Annotated in this window: 19 protein-coding genes; 8 read left to right on the forward strand and 11 right to left on the reverse strand. The window is 68.7% G+C overall.

Annotated features, from left to right (window positions below):
• Positions 1-17 precede the first annotated feature (17 nt).
• Together E0H45_RS07350 and E0H45_RS07355 are read left to right on the forward strand one after the other, a co-directional pair.
• Positions 18-593, forward strand: a complete 576-nt coding sequence (locus E0H45_RS07350; RefSeq protein ID WP_131335480.1) for a PadR family transcriptional regulator — start codon at positions 18-20, stop codon at positions 591-593.
• Complete coding sequence (locus E0H45_RS07355; protein WP_131335481.1) at positions 569-2086, forward strand: DHA2 family efflux MFS transporter permease subunit; 1518 nt, start codon at positions 569-571, stop codon at positions 2084-2086. Before E0H45_RS07350 ends, E0H45_RS07355 begins: the two co-directional genes overlap by 25 nt.
• Here the strand turns inward: E0H45_RS07355 and E0H45_RS07360 are convergent, their stop codons facing one another.
• A complete protein-coding gene (locus tag E0H45_RS07360; protein WP_131335482.1) occupies positions 2087-2755 on the reverse strand; it encodes a hypothetical protein in 669 nt (222 codons plus the stop codon).
• Positions 2756-2779: 24 nt separating this feature from the next.
• On the opposite strand from E0H45_RS07360, the gene E0H45_RS07365 reads away from it, so the two are divergent.
• The gene (locus E0H45_RS07365; protein WP_202872219.1) at positions 2780-3670 is read left to right on the forward strand and encodes an HhH-GPD family protein; all 891 of its coding nucleotides are present in this window, start codon (positions 2780-2782) and stop codon (positions 3668-3670) included.
• 54 nt (positions 3671-3724) lie between these two features.
• Here E0H45_RS07365 and E0H45_RS07370 read toward each other — a convergent pair whose 3' ends face one another.
• The 8 genes from E0H45_RS07370 to E0H45_RS07405 form a co-directional block, all read right to left on the reverse strand.
• The gene (locus tag E0H45_RS07370; protein WP_131335484.1) at positions 3725-4675 is read right to left on the reverse strand and encodes a DivIVA domain-containing protein; all 951 of its coding nucleotides are present in this window, start codon (positions 4673-4675) and stop codon (positions 3725-3727) included.
• A gap of 72 nt (positions 4676-4747) precedes the next feature.
• Positions 4748-6730, reverse strand: a complete 1983-nt coding sequence (locus E0H45_RS07375) for a kinetoplast-associated-like protein (RefSeq protein WP_131335485.1) — start codon at positions 6728-6730, stop codon at positions 4748-4750.
• A gap of 333 nt (positions 6731-7063) precedes the next feature.
• A complete protein-coding gene (locus E0H45_RS07380; protein WP_131335486.1) occupies positions 7064-8200 on the reverse strand; it encodes a CU044_5270 family protein in 1137 nt (378 codons plus the stop codon).
• Positions 8197-8712, reverse strand: coding sequence for a SigE family RNA polymerase sigma factor (locus tag E0H45_RS07385; protein ID WP_202872220.1), 516 nt, complete (start codon positions 8710-8712; stop codon positions 8197-8199). Before E0H45_RS07385 ends, E0H45_RS07380 begins: the two co-directional genes overlap by 4 nt.
• Before the next feature lie 144 nt (positions 8713-8856).
• Complete coding sequence (locus E0H45_RS07390) at positions 8857-11403, reverse strand: ATP-dependent Clp protease ATP-binding subunit (RefSeq protein ID WP_131335488.1); 2547 nt, start codon at positions 11401-11403, stop codon at positions 8857-8859.
• Positions 11404-11745: 342 nt separating this feature from the next.
• Positions 11746-12075, reverse strand: a complete 330-nt coding sequence (locus E0H45_RS07395) for a histone-like nucleoid-structuring protein Lsr2 (protein WP_130384932.1) — start codon at positions 12073-12075, stop codon at positions 11746-11748.
• Positions 12076-12292: 217 nt separating this feature from the next.
• On the reverse strand, positions 12293-13813 hold the full coding sequence (lysS, locus tag E0H45_RS07400) for a lysine--tRNA ligase (RefSeq protein ID WP_131335489.1): 1521 nt from the start codon (positions 13811-13813) through the stop codon (positions 12293-12295).
• A gap of 10 nt (positions 13814-13823) precedes the next feature.
• Positions 13824-15047, reverse strand: coding sequence for an MFS transporter (locus E0H45_RS07405; RefSeq protein WP_131335490.1), 1224 nt, complete (start codon positions 15045-15047; stop codon positions 13824-13826).
• Between the two features lie 58 nt (positions 15048-15105).
• On the opposite strand from E0H45_RS07405, the gene E0H45_RS07410 reads away from it, so the two are divergent.
• The 4 genes from E0H45_RS07410 (at position 15106) to E0H45_RS07425 (ending at position 17783) form a co-directional block, all read left to right on the forward strand.
• Positions 15106-15672, forward strand: coding sequence for an ArsR/SmtB family transcription factor (locus tag E0H45_RS07410; protein ID WP_202872221.1), 567 nt, complete (start codon positions 15106-15108; stop codon positions 15670-15672).
• Positions 15673-15746: 74 nt separating this feature from the next.
• Positions 15747-16193 carry an NfeD family protein gene (locus E0H45_RS07415; RefSeq protein WP_131335492.1) on the forward strand — a complete coding sequence of 149 codons (447 nt, stop codon included), beginning with the start codon at positions 15747-15749 and terminating at the stop codon, positions 16191-16193.
• Positions 16181-17068 carry an SPFH domain-containing protein gene (locus E0H45_RS07420; RefSeq protein ID WP_131335493.1) on the forward strand — a complete coding sequence of 296 codons (888 nt, stop codon included), beginning with the start codon at positions 16181-16183 and terminating at the stop codon, positions 17066-17068. The genes E0H45_RS07415 and E0H45_RS07420 overlap by 13 nt, the downstream gene beginning before the upstream one ends.
• A 46-nt stretch (positions 17069-17114) precedes the next feature.
• Positions 17115-17783 (forward strand): DedA family protein, encoded by a 669-nt coding sequence (locus E0H45_RS07425; RefSeq protein WP_131335494.1) that lies wholly within the window; start codon positions 17115-17117, stop codon positions 17781-17783.
• On the opposite strand, the gene E0H45_RS07430 is transcribed toward E0H45_RS07425, so the two are convergent.
• Positions 17769-19067 (reverse strand): hypothetical protein, encoded by a 1299-nt coding sequence (locus E0H45_RS07430; protein WP_238154982.1) that lies wholly within the window; start codon positions 19065-19067, stop codon positions 17769-17771. The two genes, E0H45_RS07425 and E0H45_RS07430, sit on opposite strands and share 15 nt — an antisense overlap.
• A 132-nt stretch (positions 19068-19199) precedes the next feature.
• On the opposite strand from E0H45_RS07430, the gene E0H45_RS07435 reads away from it, so the two are divergent.
• Positions 19200-19760, forward strand: coding sequence for a carboxymuconolactone decarboxylase family protein (locus tag E0H45_RS07435; RefSeq protein WP_131335496.1), 561 nt, complete (start codon positions 19200-19202; stop codon positions 19758-19760).
• On the opposite strand, the gene E0H45_RS07440 is transcribed toward E0H45_RS07435, so the two are convergent.
• Positions 19748-21172, reverse strand: a complete 1425-nt coding sequence (locus E0H45_RS07440) for a multicopper oxidase family protein (protein ID WP_131335497.1) — start codon at positions 21170-21172, stop codon at positions 19748-19750. The genes E0H45_RS07435 and E0H45_RS07440 overlap by 13 nt on opposite strands.
• Positions 21173-21186: the final 14 nt, after the last annotated feature.

Here is a 21186-nt window from a genome sequence, read left to right on the forward strand (position 1 = left end):
AATCCAGGTGGAGGATCATGGCGGCCGAACTGACCCCGTTGGCGATCTCGGTGCTCGCGTTGCTCAAGGAGGAGCCGATGCACGCCTACGAGATGTACCAACTGCTGGTCAAGCGCCATCACCACTGGCTCGTCAAGGTCCGGCCCGGGTCGCTGTACCACACGGTCGAGCGGCTGGCCCGGCAGAACTACGTCCGCGCCACCGGTACCGAACGGGCCGGGAACCGCCCGGAACGCACGACGTACGAGATCACCGCGGAAGGCGACGACGCCCTGACCCGGCGGGTCGAGACGGGGATCGAGGAGTACGTCCACGAATACCCGCTCTTCCCCGTCGTGCTGAGCGAGGCGCACAACCTCGAGGCCGAGGACGCCGTACTCCGGTTCCGCCGCCGGACCGCGGACCTGGAGAACTGGATCAGGGAGATCGACGAGGCCCTCGCCGACGCCAAGGCGCGACAGGTGCCGCAGGTGTACTGGATCGGCGGCGACTACCTCCGGACCCAGCTGACCGCCGAGCGCGACTGGCTCACCACCACCATCGAACGTATCGAGAGCAAGGATCTGCCATGGCAACCCCGCAACAACCCGTGAGGCCCTCGGAGGTACGGCCGTGGCCCGCACTGTGGGCCTTGGTGCTCGGCTTCTTCATGATCCTGGTCGACTCGACCATCGTCTCGGTCGCCACCCCGGCGATCCTCGAGGACCTCGGGGCCGACGTCGGCACGGTCGTCTGGGTGACCAGCGCGTACCTGCTCGCGTACGCCGTACCGCTGCTGATCACCGGCCGCCTCGGCGACCGGATCGGCCCGAAGAAGCTCTACCTGACCGGCCTCGCGCTGTTCACGCTGGCGTCGGTCTGGTGCGGGCTCACCAACAGCATCGAGATGCTGATCGTGGCCCGGGTGTTCCAGGGGCTCGGCGCCTCGATGATGACGCCGCAGACGATGGCGGTCATCACCCGGATCTTCCCGCCGAACGAGCGCGGCCGCGCGATGAGTCTGTGGGGCGCGACCGCCGGCGTGGCCACACTGGTCGGCCCGATCCTCGGCGGCGTCCTGGTCGACGGGCTCGGCTGGCAGTGGATCTTTTTCATCAACGCACCTGTCGGCGTGGTCGGCTTCGTCCTGGCGATGCGACTGGTGCCGGACCTGCCGACGCACGAGCACAAGTTCGACCTGATCGGTGTGGTGCTGAGCGCGGTCGGGTTGTTCCTGCTGGTGTTCGGGATCCAGGAGGGGCAGAAGTACGACTGGGGTCAGATCAAGGGCCCGATCTCGGTCTGGTCGCTGATCATCAGCGGCATCGTCGTACTCGCGATCTTCGTCGTCTGGCAGTCCCTCACCAAGGGCGAGCCGCTGCTGCCGCTGAGCCTCTTCAAGGACCGCAACTTCTCCCTGGCGAACGTCGCGATCACCACGGTCGGGTTCGCAATCACCGCGATGGCGTTCCCGTTGATGCTGTGGGCACAGGCGGTCCGCGGGCTGACGCCGACGCGATCGGCACTGCTGCTGGTGCCGATGGCGGTGATCGCGGGTGCGCTGTCGCCGTTCGTCGGGCGGCTCGTCGACCGGACGCCGCCACGGTTCATCGCCGGGTTCGGGCTGCTGTGCTGCGCGGTCTCGCTGTTCTGGATGAGTCAGGTGATCGAGCCCGACGTACCGATCTGGCAACTGCTGCTGCCGATCGCCTTGCTGGGTGTCGCCAACGGATTCATGTGGGCACCGATCGGTACGACGGCGACACGGAACCTCCCGATGCACCAGGCCGGCGCCGGGGCCGGCGTCTACAACACGACGCGACAGGTTGGCGCAGTGCTCGGCAGTGCGAGCATCGCCGCACTGATGGAGTCGCGGCTGGCGCACAACCTGCCGGGGGCGGCCGGTGGCGCGCCTGCGGGCGAGGGGTTCTCCAGCGGCCGGCTGCCGGAGATGGTCCGGCAGGGTTTCAGCGACGCGATGGCACAGTCGCTGGTGCTGCCGGCGCTGGTGCTACTGGTCGGGCTGGTCGCCGCGCTGCTGTTCACCGCACCCAGCCACCTGCAGAAGCAGCCAGACGATGCGACACAGCCTGTCGAAGCCGGCTGATCACACCACCTGGAAGGCCTGGGCGCCTGACACACGGCCGTCGTACTCGGCCTTGACGACATAGGTTCCAGGCTTGGCGATCGGTTGACCCGGAAGGCAGCCAGGCCTGGACCGATGTCCGTTCCAGGGCACCGTGACCGCCGTCTGCTTGCCCTTGGCAACGACGAGGGTGGCGGTCTGGATCGCCTTGTCGCACTGGGTGGTGCTCCAGATCTGGTCCGTTCCGGACGTCACGGTGACGGTCAGCTTGTCGGCGTTGACGGTCGCCTTGCACCCGTCGTCGAGCGGGGCGAACTGGATCACGAAGTTCAGCATCGAGCCGGAGACGATCTTCCGGTTCGCGGGCAGCGCGTCGATGCTGAGGTCCGAGCCCTGGCAGGCGAGGTCCGCCGGTGGCGTGGTCTTCGTCGGCTTCGGGGTCGGTGTCGGCGTCGTACTCGGCTTGGTGCTCGACGGCCCGGACGATGTCGTCGGCGCGGAGGCCGGTGCGGCGCCGGTGGGGTTCGGCTGCGGGTCCGACGCGGCGGCGTTCTTCGTGTCGTCGCCACCGCCCGCGAACAGCCGGGAGATCAGGATGACCAGCACCACAACGACCGCGAGCACCAGTCCACGCCGGAACCAGTACACGCTGGCGGGCAGGTGCCCGACCGGACGGAGCAGACTGCTCATGAAGCGCACTCTAATATCGGCTCCGTGCAGGACCACACAGGCTCGCCGCTAGCTCTCCATGACCCAGTGCTGCGTTGGTACGACGCCAACGCGCGGGAGTTGCCGTGGCGGGAGCCGGGCGCCGGGGCGTGGGCTGTGATGGTCAGTGAGTTCATGCTGCAGCAGACACCGGTGAATCGGGTGCTGCCGGCGTACCGGAGCTGGCTGGAGAGGTGGCCGAAGCCGGTGGACCTGGCCGCAGAGGCTCCTGGTGAGGCTGTGCGGGCCTGGGACCGGCTCGGGTACCCCAGGCGTGCCCTCCGGTTGCACGCGGCCGCTCAGGCGATTGTGGAGCGTCACGGCGGCGAGGTGCCGGACGACCACGCGGCGCTGCTCGCACTGCCCGGCGTCGGGACCTACACGGCCGCCGCGATCGCATCCTTCGCGTTCGGCCAGCGGCACGCGGTCGTCGACACGAACGTACGTCGGGTCCTCGCGCGCTCCCTCACCGGCGTCGCGCAGCCGAGCATCTCCCCCACCGCGGCCGACCAGCGCCTCGCCGTCAGCGCACTACCCGCCGACGAGCCCACCGCCGCCCGCTGGGCCGTGGCGTCCATGGAGCTCGGCGCTCTCATCTGCACCGCCCGTACGCCGCGCTGCACCGACTGCCCGATCCAGTCCCAGTGCGCGTGGGTCCTGGCCGGAAGCCCGCCGTACGACGGTCCGCCACGCCGCGGCCAGACCTACGAAGGCACTGACCGTCAAGCCCGCGGCCGTCTTCTGGCCGTACTGCGATCCGCATCGGCGCCCGTGCCGAAGACCGAGCTGGACGCCTGCTGGCCAGATCCCGTCCAACGCGAACGAGCCCTGGACGGACTGGTGGCCGACGGCCTCGTCGAGCCCCTCAGCGGCGGCCGCTACCGGCTCCCTGCATAACAGACCAAGACGCCGGCTCGAAGGGCTCGAGCCGGCGTCTTTGGTGGTGGTGCTTCAGTTCTTCTTGCTGCCGGTGGTGGCGTCTGCGTCGTCGTCGGCCAGCAGGTCGAGCGGCATCGCCGGCTGGCCGGACAGCGTCGCCAGCATCTGGCGGACGTTGGTCAGCTGCGCGTTGATGCTGTCCCGGCGCTGCGTCGCGGCCGCGAGCTCACGCTCGGACTCGGCACGGATCCGCTCGGACTTGTCCTTCGCGGCGGCGACGATCTCCTGGGCCTGCCGGTTCGCGTCGGCCAGCTGCTGCTGGGACAACCGCTCGGCCTCGGAACGCGACCGGTCGGCCTCCCGCTGCACCTGCGCGGCGCGGTCGGTGACGGCGGCCAGCTGCTGCTCGGCCAGCGCGGTCCGGGCGGCGAACTCCTGCTCGACCTTGCCCCGGCGCTCGGCCAGGGTGGTCTCGAAGGCGGCCGCGGCCTGGGCGGACTTGGCCCGCTCCTGCTCGTACAGCGCCTGGGCCTCGCTGCGGCGCGCGGTGGCGTCGCGCTCGGCCTCGTCACGCATGTCGTCGGCCTGGGTCCGGGCCTCCTCGAGGATCCGGGCGGCCTCGGCGTCGACCTCGCTCTTCCAGTCCAGGGAGTACTGCTCGGCCTCCTTGCGGACCTTCTTCGCGTGCGCCTCACCGTCGGCGACGATCGCCTCGGCATCGGTGCGGGCGCGGGTCACCAGGTCACGGGCCTCGTCGTCGGCCAGCGACAGGATCTTCGCGACCCGCTCACCGAACTCGGTGAACGTGGGCGCGCGGTCCTTGGAGTCCTCCTGGGCGGAGATGACGGCCGCTTCCGCCGCGTCCGTGCGGGACTGCAGCTCCTGCACATGACGCTGCAGCTGCTCGGACTGCTGCTGCAGCGCGGTCAGCGAAGTGGTCAGCTCACGGATGTGCTGATCCACCTGGGCAGGCTCGTAGCCACGCAGAACGGTACGGAACGGGGTTGGGCTTTCACTGCTCATGTTTTCCGATGCTCACTTCGATGGGTGGGTGGATCACACATTGTCACTGACAAGGATCTGACTGTCACGTCCTCATCCTGATTCCCCCGTGGAACCCTCACTGGAAGACATTCCACCACCTGGGCGGAACCCCGGTACAGCGAGTGCCTCGATCACACCCGAAAGCTGGGTGAGCTCCTTGGTGATCTCATCACGGCGCTGGTTCAGCGCAGCGACCCTCGCCTCGGCGTCGGCGAGAAGTTTTCGGGCCTGCGCACGGAGGGTGTCGGCGTGCTCGCGGGCCTGGGCCTCGAGCTGCTGAGCCTCCGCGCGGGACTTGCGGATCAGCTCGTGCGACTGGCGCTGCGCTGTGGACAGGTCGTTGGCCGCGCGCTCCCGCAGTACCTGGGTGCTCTGCTCGGCCTCGGCCTCGCGGCGGTTCGCCCGCTCGATGATCTCCCGCGCGTCCTCACCGGCCGAGGCCCTCAGCCGGTCGGCCCGGGACTGCGCCTGGGCGGTGACCCGCTCGGCCTCCTGCTTGGCCGCGGCCAGGGTCGACTCCGCCTGCTCGCCGGCCGAGTACAGCGTGGTCTCGGCGAGCTGGGTCAGCTCGGCGTTCTCCTTGGCGATCGCGTCCTGGGTCTGCTTGAGCCGCGTGGTGGACCGGCCGACCACGCGGCGCAGGTGCGCGCGCTTCTGCTTGAGGAACTCGGCCGCGTCGACAGCAGCCTGGTCGCGGATCGACTGCGCCTCGGACTCCGCGGCGCCGATCAGGTCGTCGACGGTCTTCTTGCTCCACAGCGTCTGCTTCTCGGCCTCGGCCATCGCCACCTCGGCCGCCTTGTTCGCGTCCTCGACGATCCGCTGCGCCTCGGCCGCCGCCGTCCGGCGGTCCGCCTCGATCGAGTCCACGACCAGCTTGGCCTGGGCCCGGGCGTCCGCCATCAGCCGCTCGTTACCGGCCTCGGTCTCGGCCTTCCGCTCGGCGATCTCCGCGACAGCCTCGGCTCGCAGCTTGTCGATCTCCAGCGAGATCGCGGCCAGCTTGGCGCGCTCGGTTTCCTCGAGCTCCGCCGTACGGCGTTCCAGCTCGGTCCGGTTCTCGCCGCGCAGCCGCTCGATCTCGGCATGCGCCGCGGCGATCTCGACGCGGGAACGCTCGCGGGCTGTCTCGACCTCGCGCTCGGCCGCAGCCCGCAGGTCGCCCGCCTCGGACTCGGCCCGGGAAATCAGGTCGGCCTCGTTGCGGCTGGCGGCCTGCGATACCAGCGCGGCCTGCTCGCCGGCGTCGGCGACCAGCTGCTGCGCCTCGCGGCTGGCTCGCTCCACCATCGCCTGGGCCGACTCCCGAGCCATTCGGGACTCGTCGAGCAGCTCGTCGGCCTCATCCTTCACCCGGCGCGCCTCGACCTCCGCCGCCGCGACCCGCCGATCCGCCGCCGCCTGCGACTCGACCCGCAACTTCTCGGCCGCCGCCTCACTCTCGACCCGAAGCCGCTCGGCCGTCGCCTCCGAGTCCGCCCGGCGCTTGGCCACCTCTTCGGCGACCACGGCCCGGAGCTGCTCGGCGGCGGACTCCGACTCGACCTTCAGCCGTTCCGCGATGGCGGTCGCCTCGGAGCGGACACGCTCGGCCTCGGCCGTCGACTCGGACGTCAGCTTCTCAGCCGCGGCGGCAGCGTCCCGACGTACCCGCTCGGCCTCGGCGGTCGACTCGGCGCGCAGCCTGTCCGCCGTCTCCTCGGCCTCGGAGCGGACCCGCTCGGCGTCGGCTTCGGACTCGGTGCGGAGCTGCTCGGCGGCTCGCTCGGCGTCGTTCAGGACCCGCTGGGCGGCCAGCATCGCATCCGACCGGAGCTTCTTCGCCTCGGCCTCGGCGTCGGCCTTCAGGCGCTCGTTGGCGGCCCGGATCCGGCCGGCCTCGTCGCGGGCGAGGTCGTTCTCGTGCTCGGCCTGCTCGCGGAGCGTGTCGGCGATCCGCTGGGCCCGCTCGAGCACTCCGCCCGCCTGCCGCACGCCAAAGGAACCGGTGTCGGCGACCGGTTCCTGGGTCAGCGGCAGACGCGGAGCGTCCATGCGACGAGATGATTCCATCCTCGGCCCCCTTTCCGACAGTCCGGGTCCGAACAGCGTGGTCACAGGGTTACAACGCGGCAGACAGGCGGTAAGTAACTGCTTCCTCAGCAGTCGCGCGATCTTCCCATCGATCCGTCGGCGGACGGAAGCCGTCTCCGTTTCGAAGTGATCACGCTCCGCAGGACGATACGACCAATCAGTAGCCTTCGCGCAAATCAGGCGTGTCTGTTCGGTACTCCACCTCCCGCCGCAGTACTCCGGCCTGGACCAGTGCCCCGGACACAGGAGCGCCCGCCACCCCGTCGGGGGTGGCGGGCACGAGGTCCTGTCAGCTCACTTGATGGTGGCGGGTGGTGCCTCCGGGGTGTCGTTGGTCCAGCCGGAGAGCAGGATCGAGCTGTCCCCGTTCTTCCCGCCGGTGTGGCTGCTGCTCAGGAGCTTGCCGGTCTTCGGGTCGACGATCAGCCGGAGGTTCAACTGGTACGCCGGGAAGGAGAAGCCGACCGCCGTACCCGTCCGGCCGCCCAGGTCTGTGACGTTCTGCTGGACCGTGGCGCCCGGCAGCCCCGCCAGCAGCCGGAACGCGGCTCCGCGGACCTTCGGCAAAGCCGGAGTGTCACTGAGCAGACCGGCCGAGAGCTGCGCGAGAGCCGCCACGTCGGTGGCGTCAGGAGCGGTCGCCGCCTTCACTCCGAGCAGCCGGGCTCGCAACTGCTCCGGGTCGGCCGGCAGCGCCAGCACGTCCTGCAGGGTGCCGTTCATCCCCAGGGCGGTGTAGCGGTCCGCGTCGTCCTTCAGCTCGAAGAAGGTGGCCTTTCCCGGCTTGGACGAGATGACCTGGTCCTGCTTGCCCGCAGTGTCACTCGGACCGGCGTTCCAGTTGGCCGGCGCTCCCGCCTTTCGCCAGGCCGCCTCGTCGGCCGCCGTGGCCGGATGCGCACCCAGTGAGCGGGTTCCGAACCAGGCGGTGCCGCCCTTCAGGCCGGTCCAGGTCTCGGTCACCGTCAGCTCACGCAGTTTGTAGCCACCCGGACCGGCCGGGATCGACCCGCAGCAGACGATCTTGCCGCCTGCCATGACGGTCCACTCCCTGCTCTGGACCTTCCTGACCCGGAAGTACTTGCCCGTCGTCGGTTCGGCCTTCTCCTCGTGGGCCGCCGCGACCAGGAGCACCTCGCCGGCCGACATCGCCGTCACGGTGCCGGTCGCAGGGCCGGTCGCAGGGCCGGTCGCGGGAGGCGCCGAGAGGGCGGAGTCCGGGCCGCCGGACTGCGCGCCAGGTGCGAACGCCAGCGGCACCGCGAGGGCGCCGACGACGAGGGCCGCGGCGGCCGTGGTGAGGCCGGCACCGGCGAACCGGCGGCGACGGGCGGCACGCCGGCCGCGGCTGAGGTCGGCCGCGACGTCGTCGTCGGTGACGTCCGGGTCGGTCCCGGCTGCGCGGTCGAGAAGGTTCTTCAGATCAGTCATCGCACATGCTCCAGTGTGTTCAGGGGTTCGCCGATGAGGTCGCGCAGCTTGTCCAGCCCACGAGCGGTCTGGCTTTTGACAGTGCCCTGACTGCTGCCCATCAGCTCGGCGGCAGCGGCCACGTCCAGATCGCAGAAGTACCGCAGGACGACAGCAGCCCGTTGGCGCCTGGGCAGCCGTTCGAGCGCGGCCAGCACAGTCAGCCGATCCTCCGGTCCGGAGCCGGCCTGCGCTCCGAGCTCGGCGACCTCGCCGGTCAACGTCTCGCGATGACGCCAGAACCGGCGCTTCTCGTCCAGGAACACATTGACCAGAATCTTGTCGGCGTACCGCGCCGCTCCGGTCTCGGGCCGGACCGCGCCCCACTTCACGTAGAGCTTGGTCAGCGCGGTCTGCACCAGATCTTCGGCCCAATGCGCATCCCCACTGGTCAGCAGACGTGCGATCCGCATCATCCGCCCGCGGTGGGCCCTCACATAGTCGGTGAAGTCCTGATCTCGGTTGCTCGCCACGCGTCCTCCGGTCTTGGTTGGGCGCTTCCTCACCGTTAAGTACCGGGTGAGGCGAGCACCCGGTTGCATCCCCGGAACTGGCAGACGTACGACGAGGGCCCCGCGGACATGGTGTCCGCGGGGCCCTCGCTACCGGCTACAGGCTCAGGTGTCCTGGAGACCTGTGGTGCCGGGTGTACCGCCGGTGGTGAGGTCGGTGAGCTCCAGGTCGGAGGCCGTCGACTTCTGGTTACCGGTGAAGGTGAAGTACTCGGGCAGTCCGTCGCCGTCGACCGTGCCTTCCGGTGCCGCGTCGACCAGGACGATCTGGCCGGGACGCAGTTCCCCGAACAGGATCTTCTCGGCCAGCACGTCCTCGATGTCGCGCTGCAGTGCGCGGCGGAGCGGACGAGCACCCAGGACCGGGTCGAAACCACGCTTCGCGGCGAGTTCCTTCGCCGCCGGCGTGAGCTCGATGCCCATGTCCTTGTCCTTCAGCCGCTGCTCGATCTGGGCCACCATCAGGTCCACGATCCGGACGATGTCCTCCATCGTGTGCTGGTGGAAGACCACGATCTCGTCGACGCGGTTCAGGAACTCCGGCCGGAAGTGCTGCTTCAGCTCTTCGGTGACCTTCGCCTTCATCTTCTCGTACGACGACGTGGTGTCGCTCGCCTGCGAGAAGCCCAGGCTCACCGCCTTGGCGATGTCCTTCGTGCCCAGGTTCGTGGTCATGATGATCACGGTGTTCTTGAAGTCGACCACGCGGCCCTGGGCGTCGGTCAGACGACCCTCGTCCAGGATCTGCAGCAGCGAGTTGAAGATGTCCGGGTGGGCCTTCTCCACCTCGTCGAACAGCACCACGCTGAACGGCTTGCGGCGCACCTTCTCGGTCAGCTGGCCACCCTCTTCGTAGCCGACGTACCCAGGAGGCGAACCGAACAGCCGGGAAGCGGTGTGCTTCTCCGAGTACTCCGACATGTCGAGGCTGATCAGCGCGTTCTCGTCGCCGAACAGGAACTCGGTCAGCGCCTTGGACAGCTCGGTCTTACCGACACCGGACGGGCCGGCGAAGATGAACGAGCCGCTCGGGCGGCGCGGGTCCTTCAGGCCGGCGCGAGTACGCCGGATCGAGCGGGACAGCGCCTTGACCGCGTCGGTCTGGCCGACGTACCGCTTGGCCAGCTCCTTCTCCATGTCGAGCAGCCGCGAGGACTCCTCCTCGGTCAGCTTGAAGACGGGGATGCCGGTCGCGGTGCTGAGCACCTCGGCGATCAGCTCCTCGTCGACCTCGGCGACGACGTCCATGTCGCCGGCCTTCCACTGCTTCTCACGCTCGGCCTTCGCGTTGATCAGCTTCTTCTCGTCGTCCCGCAGCCGGGCGGCGCGCTCGAAGTCCTGCGCGTCGATCGCGGATTCCTTCTCCCGGCGCACGGTGGCGATCTTCTCGTCGAACTCGCGCAGGTCCGGCGGCGCGGTCATCCGGCGGATCCGGAGCCGGGCACCGGCCTCGTCGATCAGGTCGATCGCCTTGTCCGGCAGGAACCGGTCCGAGATGTACCGGTCGGCCATCTGCGCGGCGTTCACCAGCGCGGCGTCGGTGATGGTCACCCGGTGGTGCGCCTCGTACCGGTCGCGGAGGCCCTTGAGGATCTCGATCGTGTGCGCGATCGAGGGCTCGGCCACCTGGATCGGCTGGAAGCGGCGCTCCAGCGCGGCGTCCTTCTCGACGTACTTGCGGTACTCGTCGAGCGTGGTGGCGCCGATCGTCTGCAGCTCACCCCGGGCCAGCATCGGCTTCAGGATGCTCGCCGCGTCGATCGCGCCCTCGGCCGCGCCGGCCCCGACGAGGGTGTGGATCTCGTCGATGAACAGCACGATGTCGCCGCGGGTGCGGATCTCCTTGAGCACCTTCTTCAGGCGTTCCTCGAAATCACCGCGGTAGCGCGAACCGGCCACCAGGGCACCCAGGTCGAGTGAGTAGATCTGCTTGTCCTTCAGCGTCTCCGGGACGTCACCACGGACGATCTGCTGGGCCAGACCTTCCACGATGGCGGTCTTGCCGACGCCCGGCTCACCGATCAGGACAGGGTTGTTCTTGGTACGCCGGGACAGCACCTGCATGACCCGCTCGATCTCGGTCTCGCGCCCGATCACCGGGTCGAGCTTCGCCTCACGAGCGGACTGGGTGTAGTTCCGGCCGAACTGGTCGAGCACCAGGGAGCTGCTGGGTGCACCCTCCGGAGCGGCGCCCTGCGGCGACGACTCCTTCCCCTGGTAACCGCTCAGCAGCTGGATGACCTGCTGCCGGACCTTGTTCAGGTCCGCACCGAGCTTGACCAGGACCTGCGCTGCGACACCCTCACCCTCACGGATGAGGCCGAGCAGGATGTGCTCGGTGCCGATGTAGTTGTGGCCCAGCTGCAGGGCCTCGCGCAGGGAGAGCTCCAGCACCTTCTTGGCGCGGGGAGTGAACGGGATGTGCCCGCTCGGTGCCTGCTGCCCCTGGCCGATGATCTCCTCGACCTGGGACCGGACGGCTTCGAGCGAGATACCCAGGCTCTCGAGAGCCTTGGCGGCGACCCCTTCACCCTCGTGGATCAGGCCGAGCAGGATGTGCTCGGTCCCGATGTAGTTGTGACTGAGCATCCTGGCTTCTTCCTGTGCCAGGACGACTACCCGACGGGCGCGGTCCGTAAATCGTTCAAACATCGCCAAAGCGCTCCTTGCCTCAGAGGAGTCGGACGTGCCGTGTTGGCCGACCCCCGTACATGCATGCTAGTCCCCGGTACCGACAGGCTCGCTCTCGGCGAACACCCGATCACGCTTCCATCGGCAGTCCGGGCGGCATCACAAGGGAACAACCGCACTGGTAACCAGCGTGTTCCCGGTGCACCGCGATCCGACAGCGTGTTCGCCACCAGCGAATTCCCAGAACTACCTGCCCGGTCAGTCATCAGATCCGACACGCCGTGTCCCACTCTGTGAAACAACCGGAATGCGGACGGTCCCGGCACCCCAATGCGGGTGCCGGGACCGGCGATAGCTGAAAAGTTACTTCGCGTCGTTGTACGCCGCGCGCACCTCGGCGGAGATCCGGCCGCGCTCGCTGACCTCGTAGCCGTTCTCCTTGGCCCAGGCCCGGATGTCCGCGGAGTCCGAGGCCGACCGGCCGCGGCCGCGCGCCCGGCCCGCCGCACCCCGGCGGCCGGCCACCCGGCGACCAGAGCCGACATACGCGGCGAGGGCGTCGCGCAGTTTCGCGGCGTTCTTCTTGGACAGGTCGATCTCGTACGTCGTTCCGTCCAGCCCGAAAGTGACAGTCTCGTCGGCCTTACCGCCGTCGAGATCGTCCTCGAGAACCACCTGCACCCTTTGCGCCATCGATGACAACCTTTCCGCGCCCGCCATCGGGCACAATCCCCCTGCTGAATTGTTAGCACCTGATTTGTACCGCACAAACCAGGTGCTTGTCATTCATCGACGCTGTGCAGTCATCGTGACCTTGCGTATTCATCCGGTTCGAACCGGCCGGTCCGGAATGAATTCGGCCCCTGGATTTGCGAAGGCCGACTGTTGTGCTATGCAACGACCTGGAAAATCACTCCGGCCGCAGCAACGGGAACAGAATCGTCTCCCGGATACCGGTCCCGGTGAGCAACATCACCAAGCGGTCCAGGCCCATCCCCATCCCGCCGGCCGGCGGCATCCCGAATTCCATCGCGCGCAGGAAGTCCTCGTCGAGATCCATCGCCTCCGGGTCACCGGCGGCGGCCAGCAACGACTGCTCCTCCAGGCGATCGCGCTGGATCACCGGGTCGTTCAGCTCCGAGTACGCGACCCCGAGTTCGACGCCGTTGAAGAACAGGTCCCAGGCCTCGACCAGCCCCGGAATTTCCCGGTGCTGCTTCGCCAGCGGTCGTGCCGACTCCGGATAGTCGCGGACAAAGGTGGGCTGGATCAGCGTGTGCTCGCAGAGCTTCTCGAACAAGTCGACGGCGATCTCGCCGGCATTCCGGCCCGGCTGCAACTCGACGTCGTGCTGCTCGGCCAACTTGGTCAGACCAGCCAGGTCGGTGGTCGCGTCGACACTCTCCCCGACGGCTTCCGAGAGCAGTCCGAAAAGCGTCGCATGCCGGAACGGCTGCTCGATGTCGATGGTCGAACCGTCGCGCCCGGTGATCGTCGTACGACCGATCGCACGGCCCGCGTTCCGGATCAGCTCCTGGATCAGCTCGGCCATCGTGTCGTAATCGCCGTACGCCTCGTACGCCTCGATCATCGAGAATTCCGCCGAGTGGGTGGAGTCCAGCCCTTCGTTACGGAACGTCCGGCCGATCTCGTAGACCCGGTCGACGCCGCCGATCATCGCGCGCTTGAGGTCGAGCTCGAGCGCGATCCGGAGCTTCATCTCCTGATCGAACGCGTTCAGGTGGGTCGAGAACGGCCGGGCCGCGGCGCCGCCGTTGGTCAGCTGCAGCACCGGCGTCTCGACCTCGACGAAGCCGTGCCCGTCGTACGTCGCACGCAGCGCCTTCAGGACGGCTGCCTTCGCGCGGACCATCTCGCGCGCCTCGGGGCGGACGATCAGGTCGACGTACCGCATCCGGACCCGGGCCTCTTCGCTGAGCGGCCGGTGCTCGTTCGGGAGCGGGCGGAGGGTCTTCGCGGCCATCTGCCACGCGGTCGCCTGCACGGACAGCTCACCGCGCCGGCTGGTGATCACCTCGCCCTGGACGGCCAGCAGGTCGCCGATGTCGACGAGCTGCTTGAACCGGGCCAGCTCGTCCTCGCCGAGGTCGGCGAGCGAGAACATCACCTGCAGCTCGGTCCCGTCCCCCTCGCGGAGCCGGACGAAGCAGAGCTTGCCGGTGTTGCGCAGGAAGATCACCCGGCCGGCCACCGAGACCTGCTCGCCGGTCCGGGTGTCGGGCTCCAGGTCCTGCGCGTCGTACTTCGCCCGCAGGTCCTTGAGCAGGTGCGTCCGGGGCACCGAGATCGGGTACGGCGGCACTCCTTCCGCCAGCAGGCGGTCACGCTTCTCCCGGCGAACCCGCATCTGCTCGGGCAGGTCGTCCTGCCCGCTGTCGGGGTTCACCGGGTCCACGTGTGCATCAGTCATACCCCGAAGGCTAGTGACTGAGTGCCTCCAGCTCCGAATCCTTTGATTCGTCCTTGCTCCGGGCGACCAGGGCGCCGACGATCGCGGCGGCCACCACGCACGCCGCTCCGCAGGTCACGAACGTCCCGCGCGGACCGAGCAGCGCACCCGCCAGACCGCCGAGCAGCATCGCGAGAATGCTGAACGAGCGGATCGTGCCGTTCAGGGCGGCGATCACCCGGCCACGGACGGCTTCGGCGGACCTCGTCACCACCAGTGAGCTCGTCGCCGCGTTCAGCATCCCGCTGCCGACGCCGATCGTGGTGGCCCCGATCAGCAGTGTCACGAGGTTCCCCGCCAGGCCCATCAGCACGCTCGACCCGCCGATCGCCGCCATTCCCACGACGACTCCCACGGCCCGGGCCCGGTCGCCGTTCAGCCGGCCGCTGTACCAGGCGCCGAAGATCGCCCCGGCTCCGGTGGCCGCGCCGGCCGCGCCGTACAGAGCAGGCCCGAGGCCGAGCTCGCCGGTGATCAGGAAGACCTCCACGACGTTGACCGCCTCGCCCGCGACCACGAACATCCACAGCGCCGGCACCAGGATCTTCAGGATGCCGTCACCGAAGATGGCGCGCAGTCCCGCCGACACTCCGCCGCGCTCGCGAGCAGCCCCGGGCTCCGGCCGGCGACGCGTGCGGACCAGCTGCGCGATGACCACCAGAGCGAGGAAGGTCCCGGCGTCGACGAGCAGGGCACCACGACTGCCGACCCAACCGACCAGCACACCACCAGCCGCCGAGCCTGCGAACGTCGCGACCCCGATCAGCGCCTGGCTGGTCCCGGTGGTGCGACCGACGAGTTCCTCGCCGACGATCCGCGGGATCAGCGCACCCCATGCCGGCCCCGCGACGGCCTGGCCGATCTGAAGCACGCACACCAGGGCCAGCGTGTTGACCAGGTCGTGCACGAACGCCAGCCCGACGCCGGCGACCACCTGCAGCAACCCCGACCAGACCAGGACCGTCCGCGAGTCGAACCCGTCCACGATCCGCCCCGCGAACGGGATCATCACCACGGTCGGTACGGCGAACGCGAGCAGCAGTGCCGTGACGGCAGCCGGCCCGTGGCCGTCGGAGACCCGCAGCATCAACGCGATCATCGCGATCGAGTCGCCGGCGTACGACAGCGCGCGGGCGGGCAGCACCAGCCGGATGTCCCGGAAGGACCAGATCGAAGTCTGAAGTGTTTGCTTCATAATTGTGAAGTAAACACTTCAGATTTTGCGGCGTCAAGTGGTTCGCTACGCTGACCTCGTGGCGAAGAAGAAGCGGCTGGTGATCACGGACCCGAAGGCGATCCGCGCCCTCGCGCACCCGGCCCGGCAGCGGGTCATCGACGAGCTGTTCAACGGCAAGGTGCTGACCGCGACCGAGTGCGCGGAGCTGGCCGGGCTGACGCCGTCCGCGATGAGCTACCACCTGCGCGCACTGGAGAAGTGGGGCATCATCCAGCGCGCCGACGAGTCCGCCGACGGCCGCGAGCGACCCTGGCAGGCGCCTGCCGCCAGCCTGGCGATCTCGTCGCAGTCCACCGGCGCGGGGCGGCTGGCCAGCCAGGCGATGATCAAGACCGCCATGGACGCTGTCCTCGACCAGTTCGTGGACATGGCCCCGGACGATCCCTGGGACGGCGTCAGCTCGATGAGCCGGTCCCGGTTGTGGCTGACCCACGAGGAGGCCGAGCAGTTCAACCAGGACCTGATCGACCTGGTCGACCGCTACAAGAAGAGCCGGACGGCCGCGAGTCATCCGGCCGGGACGCGGGAGGTGACGTCGCTGATCGCCGTCGTACCGACCGGGGATCCGCCGAAGGACAGCTGAACCGTTAGCTACGGATCCGCGTATCTCGGAGTACCTTCGGATGAAGAGGTACTTTCCGCCACTTGGTGGTTGCTATGCAGTCCTGGATCCTGTGGTTGATCGTCGCCGCCGTCCTCGGCACGGCCGAGTTGATGACGGCGACCTTGGACCTGCTCCTGCTCGCTGTCGCCGCGCTCGCCGCGGCCGGGATCGGCGCGCTGGGACTCGGTATCGGCTTCCAGGTGCTGGCCTTCGCGGTCACTGCCGCGGCCATGGTCACGCTGGTCCGCCCGGTCGCGCGCCGGCATCTCACCGGGCACCCGAAGCTGCGGACCGGTGTCGCCGCGCTCATCGGCCGCGAAGCCGTCGTACTCGCGCCCTGTGACCGGGACGCCGGACGGGTCCGGATCGGCGGCGAGGAGTGGAGCGCTCGCTCCTACGACCCTCACCTGCAGATCCCCGCGGGCACCCGGGTCGACGTGTTCGCCATCGAGGGGGCTACCGCCCTCGTCCATCCTCAGGAGGAACCATGGCCGAACTGATCATCGGAATCGTCGTCGCGCTGCTCGCTGTCGTGCTGGTACTGCGGACCGTGCGGATCGTGCCGCAGGCACGGGCCAGCAACGTCGAGCGCCTCGGCCGGTACCTGCGCACACTCGAGCCCGGACTGAACATCGTGATCCCGTTCATCGACCGGCCCCGGCAACTGATCGACCTGCGCGAGCAGGTGGTCTCGTTCCAGCCGAACTCGGTGATCACCGAGGACAACCTGGTCGTCCACATCGACACGGTGCTGTACTTCCAGGTCACCGATCCGCGCGCCGCGGCGTACGAGATCCAGAACTACATCCAGGCGATCGAGCAGCTGACCGTGACCACGCTGCGGAACGTGATCGGCGCGCTGGACCTGGAGAAGACGCTGACGTCGCGCGAGCACATCAACTCGATCCTTCGCGGCGTCCTCGACGAGGCGTCCGGCAAGTGGGGCATCCGGGTGAACCGGGTCGAGCTCAAGGCGATCGAGCCGCCGGCGTCGATCAAGGAGTCGATGGAGAAGCAGATGCGGGCCGAGCGGGAGAAGCGGGCCGCGATCCTGAACGCCGAAGGCCAGCGACAGTCCCGGATCCTGACGGCCGAGGGTGACCGGCAGGCCGCAATCCTGCGGGCCGAGGGTCAGGCGAAGGCGATCGACACCGTCTTCGAGGCGATCCACCGCAACGACCCGGACCCGAAACTGCTCGCGTACCAGTACCTGCAGATGCTCCCCGAACTGGCCAAAGGCCCCGGCAACACCTTCTGGGTCATCCCGTCCGAGGTCACCACCGCATTGCAGAACGTCACCAAGGCGTTCAGCGGCGACACGACCCCGCCGATCCCCTCGGACAACGGCCACAACCCTGAAATCTCCCGGGGATAGTTGCCCGGTCACCAAATCAGTTGTCCGACGATGTCACTATGGGTGCATGGGGGAACCTCTGCTGATCGCGCAGGCGATCGCCATCCCTTCCGGGGTGGCCGTGCTGGCGTATCTGGTCGTCGGACTTGTCATCGGTGTGGAGAGCATGGGTGTGCCGCTGCCCGGTGAGACCACGCTCATCGCCGCCGCGCTGCTCGCGTCGCAGCAGCATCATCTGAAGATCGAGTTCGTGATCCTGGCCGCCGCCGCGGGCGCGATCATCGGCGACTCGATCGGGTACTTCATCGGCCGCAAGGCCGGCCGCCGGCTCTTCGAACGGCTGGGCAAGCGGTTCCATCACTTCTCCGAGGACCGGATCGTCCGGGCCGAGAAGTACTTCCACAAGTACGGCGTCTGGACGGTGTTCTTCGGCCGCTTCGTCGCGCTGCTGCGGATCTTCGCGGGCCCGATGGCCGGCATGCTGCGGATGCACTACCCGCGGTTCCTGGCCGCGAACGCCGCCGGTGGCATCGCCTGGGCGACCACGATCGGCGTCGTCGCGTACAAGATCGGCGACAACGCCGACCAGATCTTCGGCCGGGTGTCCGTCGGCGCGCTGATCGCCGTCGCGGTCGTGGCCGTCGCGCTGTACGTCGTACACAAGGTCCGCAAGCGCCGCCGCGAGGAGGCCGAGCCGGTTCCCGAGGCGGCGGCGACCGAGTCAGCGGACGTGTAGCTGCAGCTGCGCCGTCGTGGTCCCGTCGATCGGCCGGCCGAACATCATCGCGCCGGGGATCACGAACCGATAGACGAAGTCGCCCGGCTGCGCGGCCTTGAACGCCAGCGCGGCCACGCCGTTACGCATCGGCAGTGCCTTGGAGTTCGCCCACCGACGCGTCTGCCGGTTCCAGGCCTGCAGCATCACCGTCGTGTTCATGGCCGGCTTCACGGCGACGGACACGGTCACCGTCGAGCCCTTCGCCGTCGCCGTGTTCCCGTTGGCGAACCCGGCCGACGCGATCCGGACGATGCTCTTGGTGTACGCCGGCTTACTGGTCGACGTACCGGTCTGTGTCCCGCCCTTGGTGTTCTCCGGCACGGTGATCTTGTACGGGCGGCTGCCACCCGTCGGCACCGCGATGTCGTAGTACCCGCCGGCCGTCGTCGACCCACGCGCCGCAGGTGTCCACCGCGAGCCCGGGGCGACCTGGGTCAGCACCACGACCGGTACACCGGCCGGGGTCGCGCGCTTGCTCGTGCACGGCGCGTCGAGCTCGCAGCCGACCTGGTGCAGGATGACCCGCCCGCGGACCCGGATCGGCACGCTGAACTGGGCCAGCCTGGGTACGGCGGCGTTGATCGAGCTCGTCAGCCCGAGCACCTGCCCGCCGATGCGGGTGCTCCACTCGTTCTGGGTGCGCAGCTGGAAGGCGTACGGCGGTTTGACGCTCTTGATCACCTGCCGGTTCGAGGTCGTCGCCGGGCCGATCACCTTCAGCATCTGGCCGGGCCGCCCGATCATCGGCACGTACCGCTGGGTCTTCTTGCCCTTCACGTCCAGCGGGTCATTCGGCGTGAAGTCCTGCGGAGCGAGCGGCACCGACCATCTGACCAGCACCCCGCGCCCCTGCTTCGCCACCGTCGCCGCGCTCGGCCGCACCGGACCGTCGGTGTCGAACACCGGCGACTTGGTCAGCTTGCTGGTCACCCCGCCCTGCGAGGTTCCGGTCCCGACGGCGACCTTGTAGTTCCCGTCCGGCGGGAACGCCGAGGTCGGGATCTCCCACTGGTTCGGCTGACCGGCCGCGATGTACTTCACGTACGACGGGCTCTCGCTGAGCACTCCCTCGATCGTGATCCGGTTCGGCTGCCCGTTGTCCTTCCAGGTCACCAGCACCGCGGCCCGCCCCTTGGGCGCCCACGCGACGGCGACCTCGGTCGGCGGCGGATCGGAGGCACAGGCAGTCAGCGAGGCAGCGCCCGCGACCACCGCCAGCGCTACGGCGAGCACGCGCCGCATTCCGACCACCCCTCGTCTCCTCACGACCGACCGGGTGAACCATACCCAGTCGCGGGTGCCCTCTCCCTACAGCCGTTGCCGGATCGGTATCGCACACCTACCGTGAGGTAAGCCACTGAGGGGGGAACCACGATGGCATTCATCAGTACGCCGAACGACCCGGAGCTGTTCGCAGCGAACCGGGCTCCGGCCGGGCACGTGCCCAACTTCGTCCACACGTTCGCCGCGCGACCGACCGTCTACGAGGCCTGGAAGCAGCTGAACGGCGCGATCAAGGAGTCCATGGACCTGCGCCGCTACGAGCTCGCCACGCTGGCCGCGGCGACCGCGCTGAAGTCGAGCTACTGCAGCCTCGCGCACGGGCAGATCCTGGCCGACAAGTTCTACACCGCGGAGGAAGTCGCGGCACTCGTCGACGAGCCGGCGAACGACCCGGTCGACCGCGCCGTGATGGCCTTCGCGCGCCAGATCGCACTCGCCGCCGACACCGTCACGCAGGCAGACGTCGATGCCCTGAAAGCACTCGGCCTGACCGACGACGATGTACTCGACGTGGCCCTGGCGGCCGCGGCTCGAGCCTTCTTCTCCAAAACCCTCGACGCCACCGGCACCCAACCCGACGCCGCCTTCAACGGCCTCCCCGAAACCCTCCGCAAGGCCCTCACGGTCGGCCGCCCGATCTACTCGGGCTGATTGTTCGGGGAGCCGCCGAGGTGGTGGGGGGTGGTGACGCCGGTGTACATCAGATGCGTGACCAGCCCCTGCGCGGCGTGCGGAAGGTTGTGGCAGTGGTCCATCCAGATACCCGGGTTGTCGGCCACGAACGCGACCTCGTAGGTCTCTTTGTCCTCGACGTTGAGGGAGTCCGTCCACCACGGGCTCCCGGTCGCGCGCACCCCGTCGCGACTCAGTACGACGACGTGGTGGCCGTGCAGGTGCATCGGGTGGACCTGACCTGAGGTGTTCTTGATCGTCATCCGGACGATGTCGCCCTCGCTCACCACGAACATCGGCACGTCCGGGTACTGATGCCCGTTGATCGTCCACCACAGCCCGGGTTTCCCGTCGAAGAAGCCGATCCGCCGGCCGATGTCGTACCGGAACGCCCGGGTCGCCTTCACGGGATCGAACCCGAGCGGCTTCGCCGCCCCGTAACTCAGCAGGTCGACCCGGTCCCGCGGCTCGCCGCCGGTCGGCGCGTCGCCGTCGCCAATCACCAGCGTCGTCGGTCCGCCACCGAGCCCGATCCGCACCGCTTTCACCGTCGGGATCTCGAGGTCCACCCGGCCGCCCGCGGTGACGAGTACCGCCTTCCCGCTCACCTCGGTCGGCGCGTTCACCTCGGTCCCGTCGACCGCGACCACCTTGTACGACGCCCCGTCGACCCAGATCGCCATCGGTCCGTTGTCGGTGTTGATCAGACGTACCCGTGCGATCGGACCAGGTGCCCGCACGCGACGTTCGCCGTACTCGCCGTTGACGGTGCGGACCTTGTCGTAGGTGTGCACCGCCGCGATCACGTCCGCCGCAGTGGGCTGGACGATCAGTACGCCGTACATCCCCTTCTGCACCTGCTCGTGCGAGACCTGGTGCGAGTGGTACCAGTACGTGCCGGCGTCCTTCGCGACGAACCGGTACACGAACGACTTGCCCGGCGGGATCGCGTCCTGCGTGACGCCCGCGACACCGTCCTCGGCATTCGGTACGTCGACACCGTGCCAGTGCAGTGTGATGCCGTCGGCAACGTTCTCGTTGCGCAGCGTGACCTGGACGAGATCGCCTTGTTTCGCGACGATCCGCGGACCCGGCGACGTGTGGTTCAACGTGTAGCCGTCCATCGGCCCGCGACCCGGGATGTCGAAGCGCTCCTCGCGCGCCACCAGGTCCACCGCGACGTCAGGCGTCTGGTCAACGGGCCCGGTCAACCGACTGACGTCGGTGCCGTGATGCGCAGACGCCGGCCCGCCACCGTAGTCGGCGTACCCCATCGTCATCGGCGACAGGTCGTTCGGGATCAGACTCCGCTGCCAGAAGAACCCGATCGGCGCCAGCACGACAAGGGTCGCAACGACCGCGACCAGCGCACGACGAGACGGCGACCGCATCCTCACGACCGCCG

This window comes from Kribbella soli (genome assembly GCF_004331345.1).
Classification (GTDB): domain Bacteria; phylum Actinomycetota; class Actinomycetes; order Propionibacteriales; family Kribbellaceae; genus Kribbella; species Kribbella soli.

What these genes read in the sequence shown, in the direction of transcription:
- lysS (WP_131335489.1), bottom strand. Translation starts at nt 13,813, where the DNA reads ATGACTGATGCACACGTGGACCCGGTGAACCCCGACAGCGGGCAGGAC.
- E0H45_RS07355 (WP_131335481.1), top strand. Translation starts at nt 569, where the DNA reads ATGGCAACCCCGCAACAACCCGTGAGGCCCTCGGAGGTACGGCCGTGG.
- E0H45_RS07405 (WP_131335490.1), bottom strand. Translation starts at nt 15,047, where the DNA reads ATGAAGCAAACACTTCAGACTTCGATCTGGTCCTTCCGGGACATCCGG.
- E0H45_RS07370 (WP_131335484.1), bottom strand. Translation starts at nt 4,675, where the DNA reads ATGAGCAGTGAAAGCCCAACCCCGTTCCGTACCGTTCTGCGTGGCTAC.
- E0H45_RS07375 (WP_131335485.1), bottom strand. Translation starts at nt 6,730, where the DNA reads ATGGACGCTCCGCGTCTGCCGCTGACCCAGGAACCGGTCGCCGACACC.
- E0H45_RS07350 (WP_131335480.1), top strand. Translation starts at nt 18, where the DNA reads ATGGCGGCCGAACTGACCCCGTTGGCGATCTCGGTGCTCGCGTTGCTC.
- E0H45_RS07440 (WP_131335497.1), bottom strand. Translation starts at nt 21,172, where the DNA reads ATGCGGTCGCCGTCTCGTCGTGCGCTGGTCGCGGTCGTTGCGACCCTT.
- E0H45_RS07395 (WP_130384932.1), bottom strand. Translation starts at nt 12,075, where the DNA reads ATGGCGCAAAGGGTGCAGGTGGTTCTCGAGGACGATCTCGACGGCGGT.
- E0H45_RS07435 (WP_131335496.1), top strand. Translation starts at nt 19,200, where the DNA reads ATGGCATTCATCAGTACGCCGAACGACCCGGAGCTGTTCGCAGCGAAC.
- E0H45_RS07380 (WP_131335486.1), bottom strand. Translation starts at nt 8,200, where the DNA reads ATGACTGATCTGAAGAACCTTCTCGACCGCGCAGCCGGGACCGACCCG.
- E0H45_RS07425 (WP_131335494.1), top strand. Translation starts at nt 17,115, where the DNA reads ATGGGGGAACCTCTGCTGATCGCGCAGGCGATCGCCATCCCTTCCGGG.
- E0H45_RS07430 (WP_238154982.1), bottom strand. Translation starts at nt 19,067, where the DNA reads ATGCGGCGCGTGCTCGCCGTAGCGCTGGCGGTGGTCGCGGGCGCTGCC.
- E0H45_RS07420 (WP_131335493.1), top strand. Translation starts at nt 16,181, where the DNA reads ATGGCCGAACTGATCATCGGAATCGTCGTCGCGCTGCTCGCTGTCGTG.
- E0H45_RS07360 (WP_131335482.1), bottom strand. Translation starts at nt 2,755, where the DNA reads ATGAGCAGTCTGCTCCGTCCGGTCGGGCACCTGCCCGCCAGCGTGTAC.
- E0H45_RS07390 (WP_131335488.1), bottom strand. Translation starts at nt 11,403, where the DNA reads ATGTTTGAACGATTTACGGACCGCGCCCGTCGGGTAGTCGTCCTGGCA.
- E0H45_RS07415 (WP_131335492.1), top strand. Translation starts at nt 15,747, where the DNA reads ATGCAGTCCTGGATCCTGTGGTTGATCGTCGCCGCCGTCCTCGGCACG.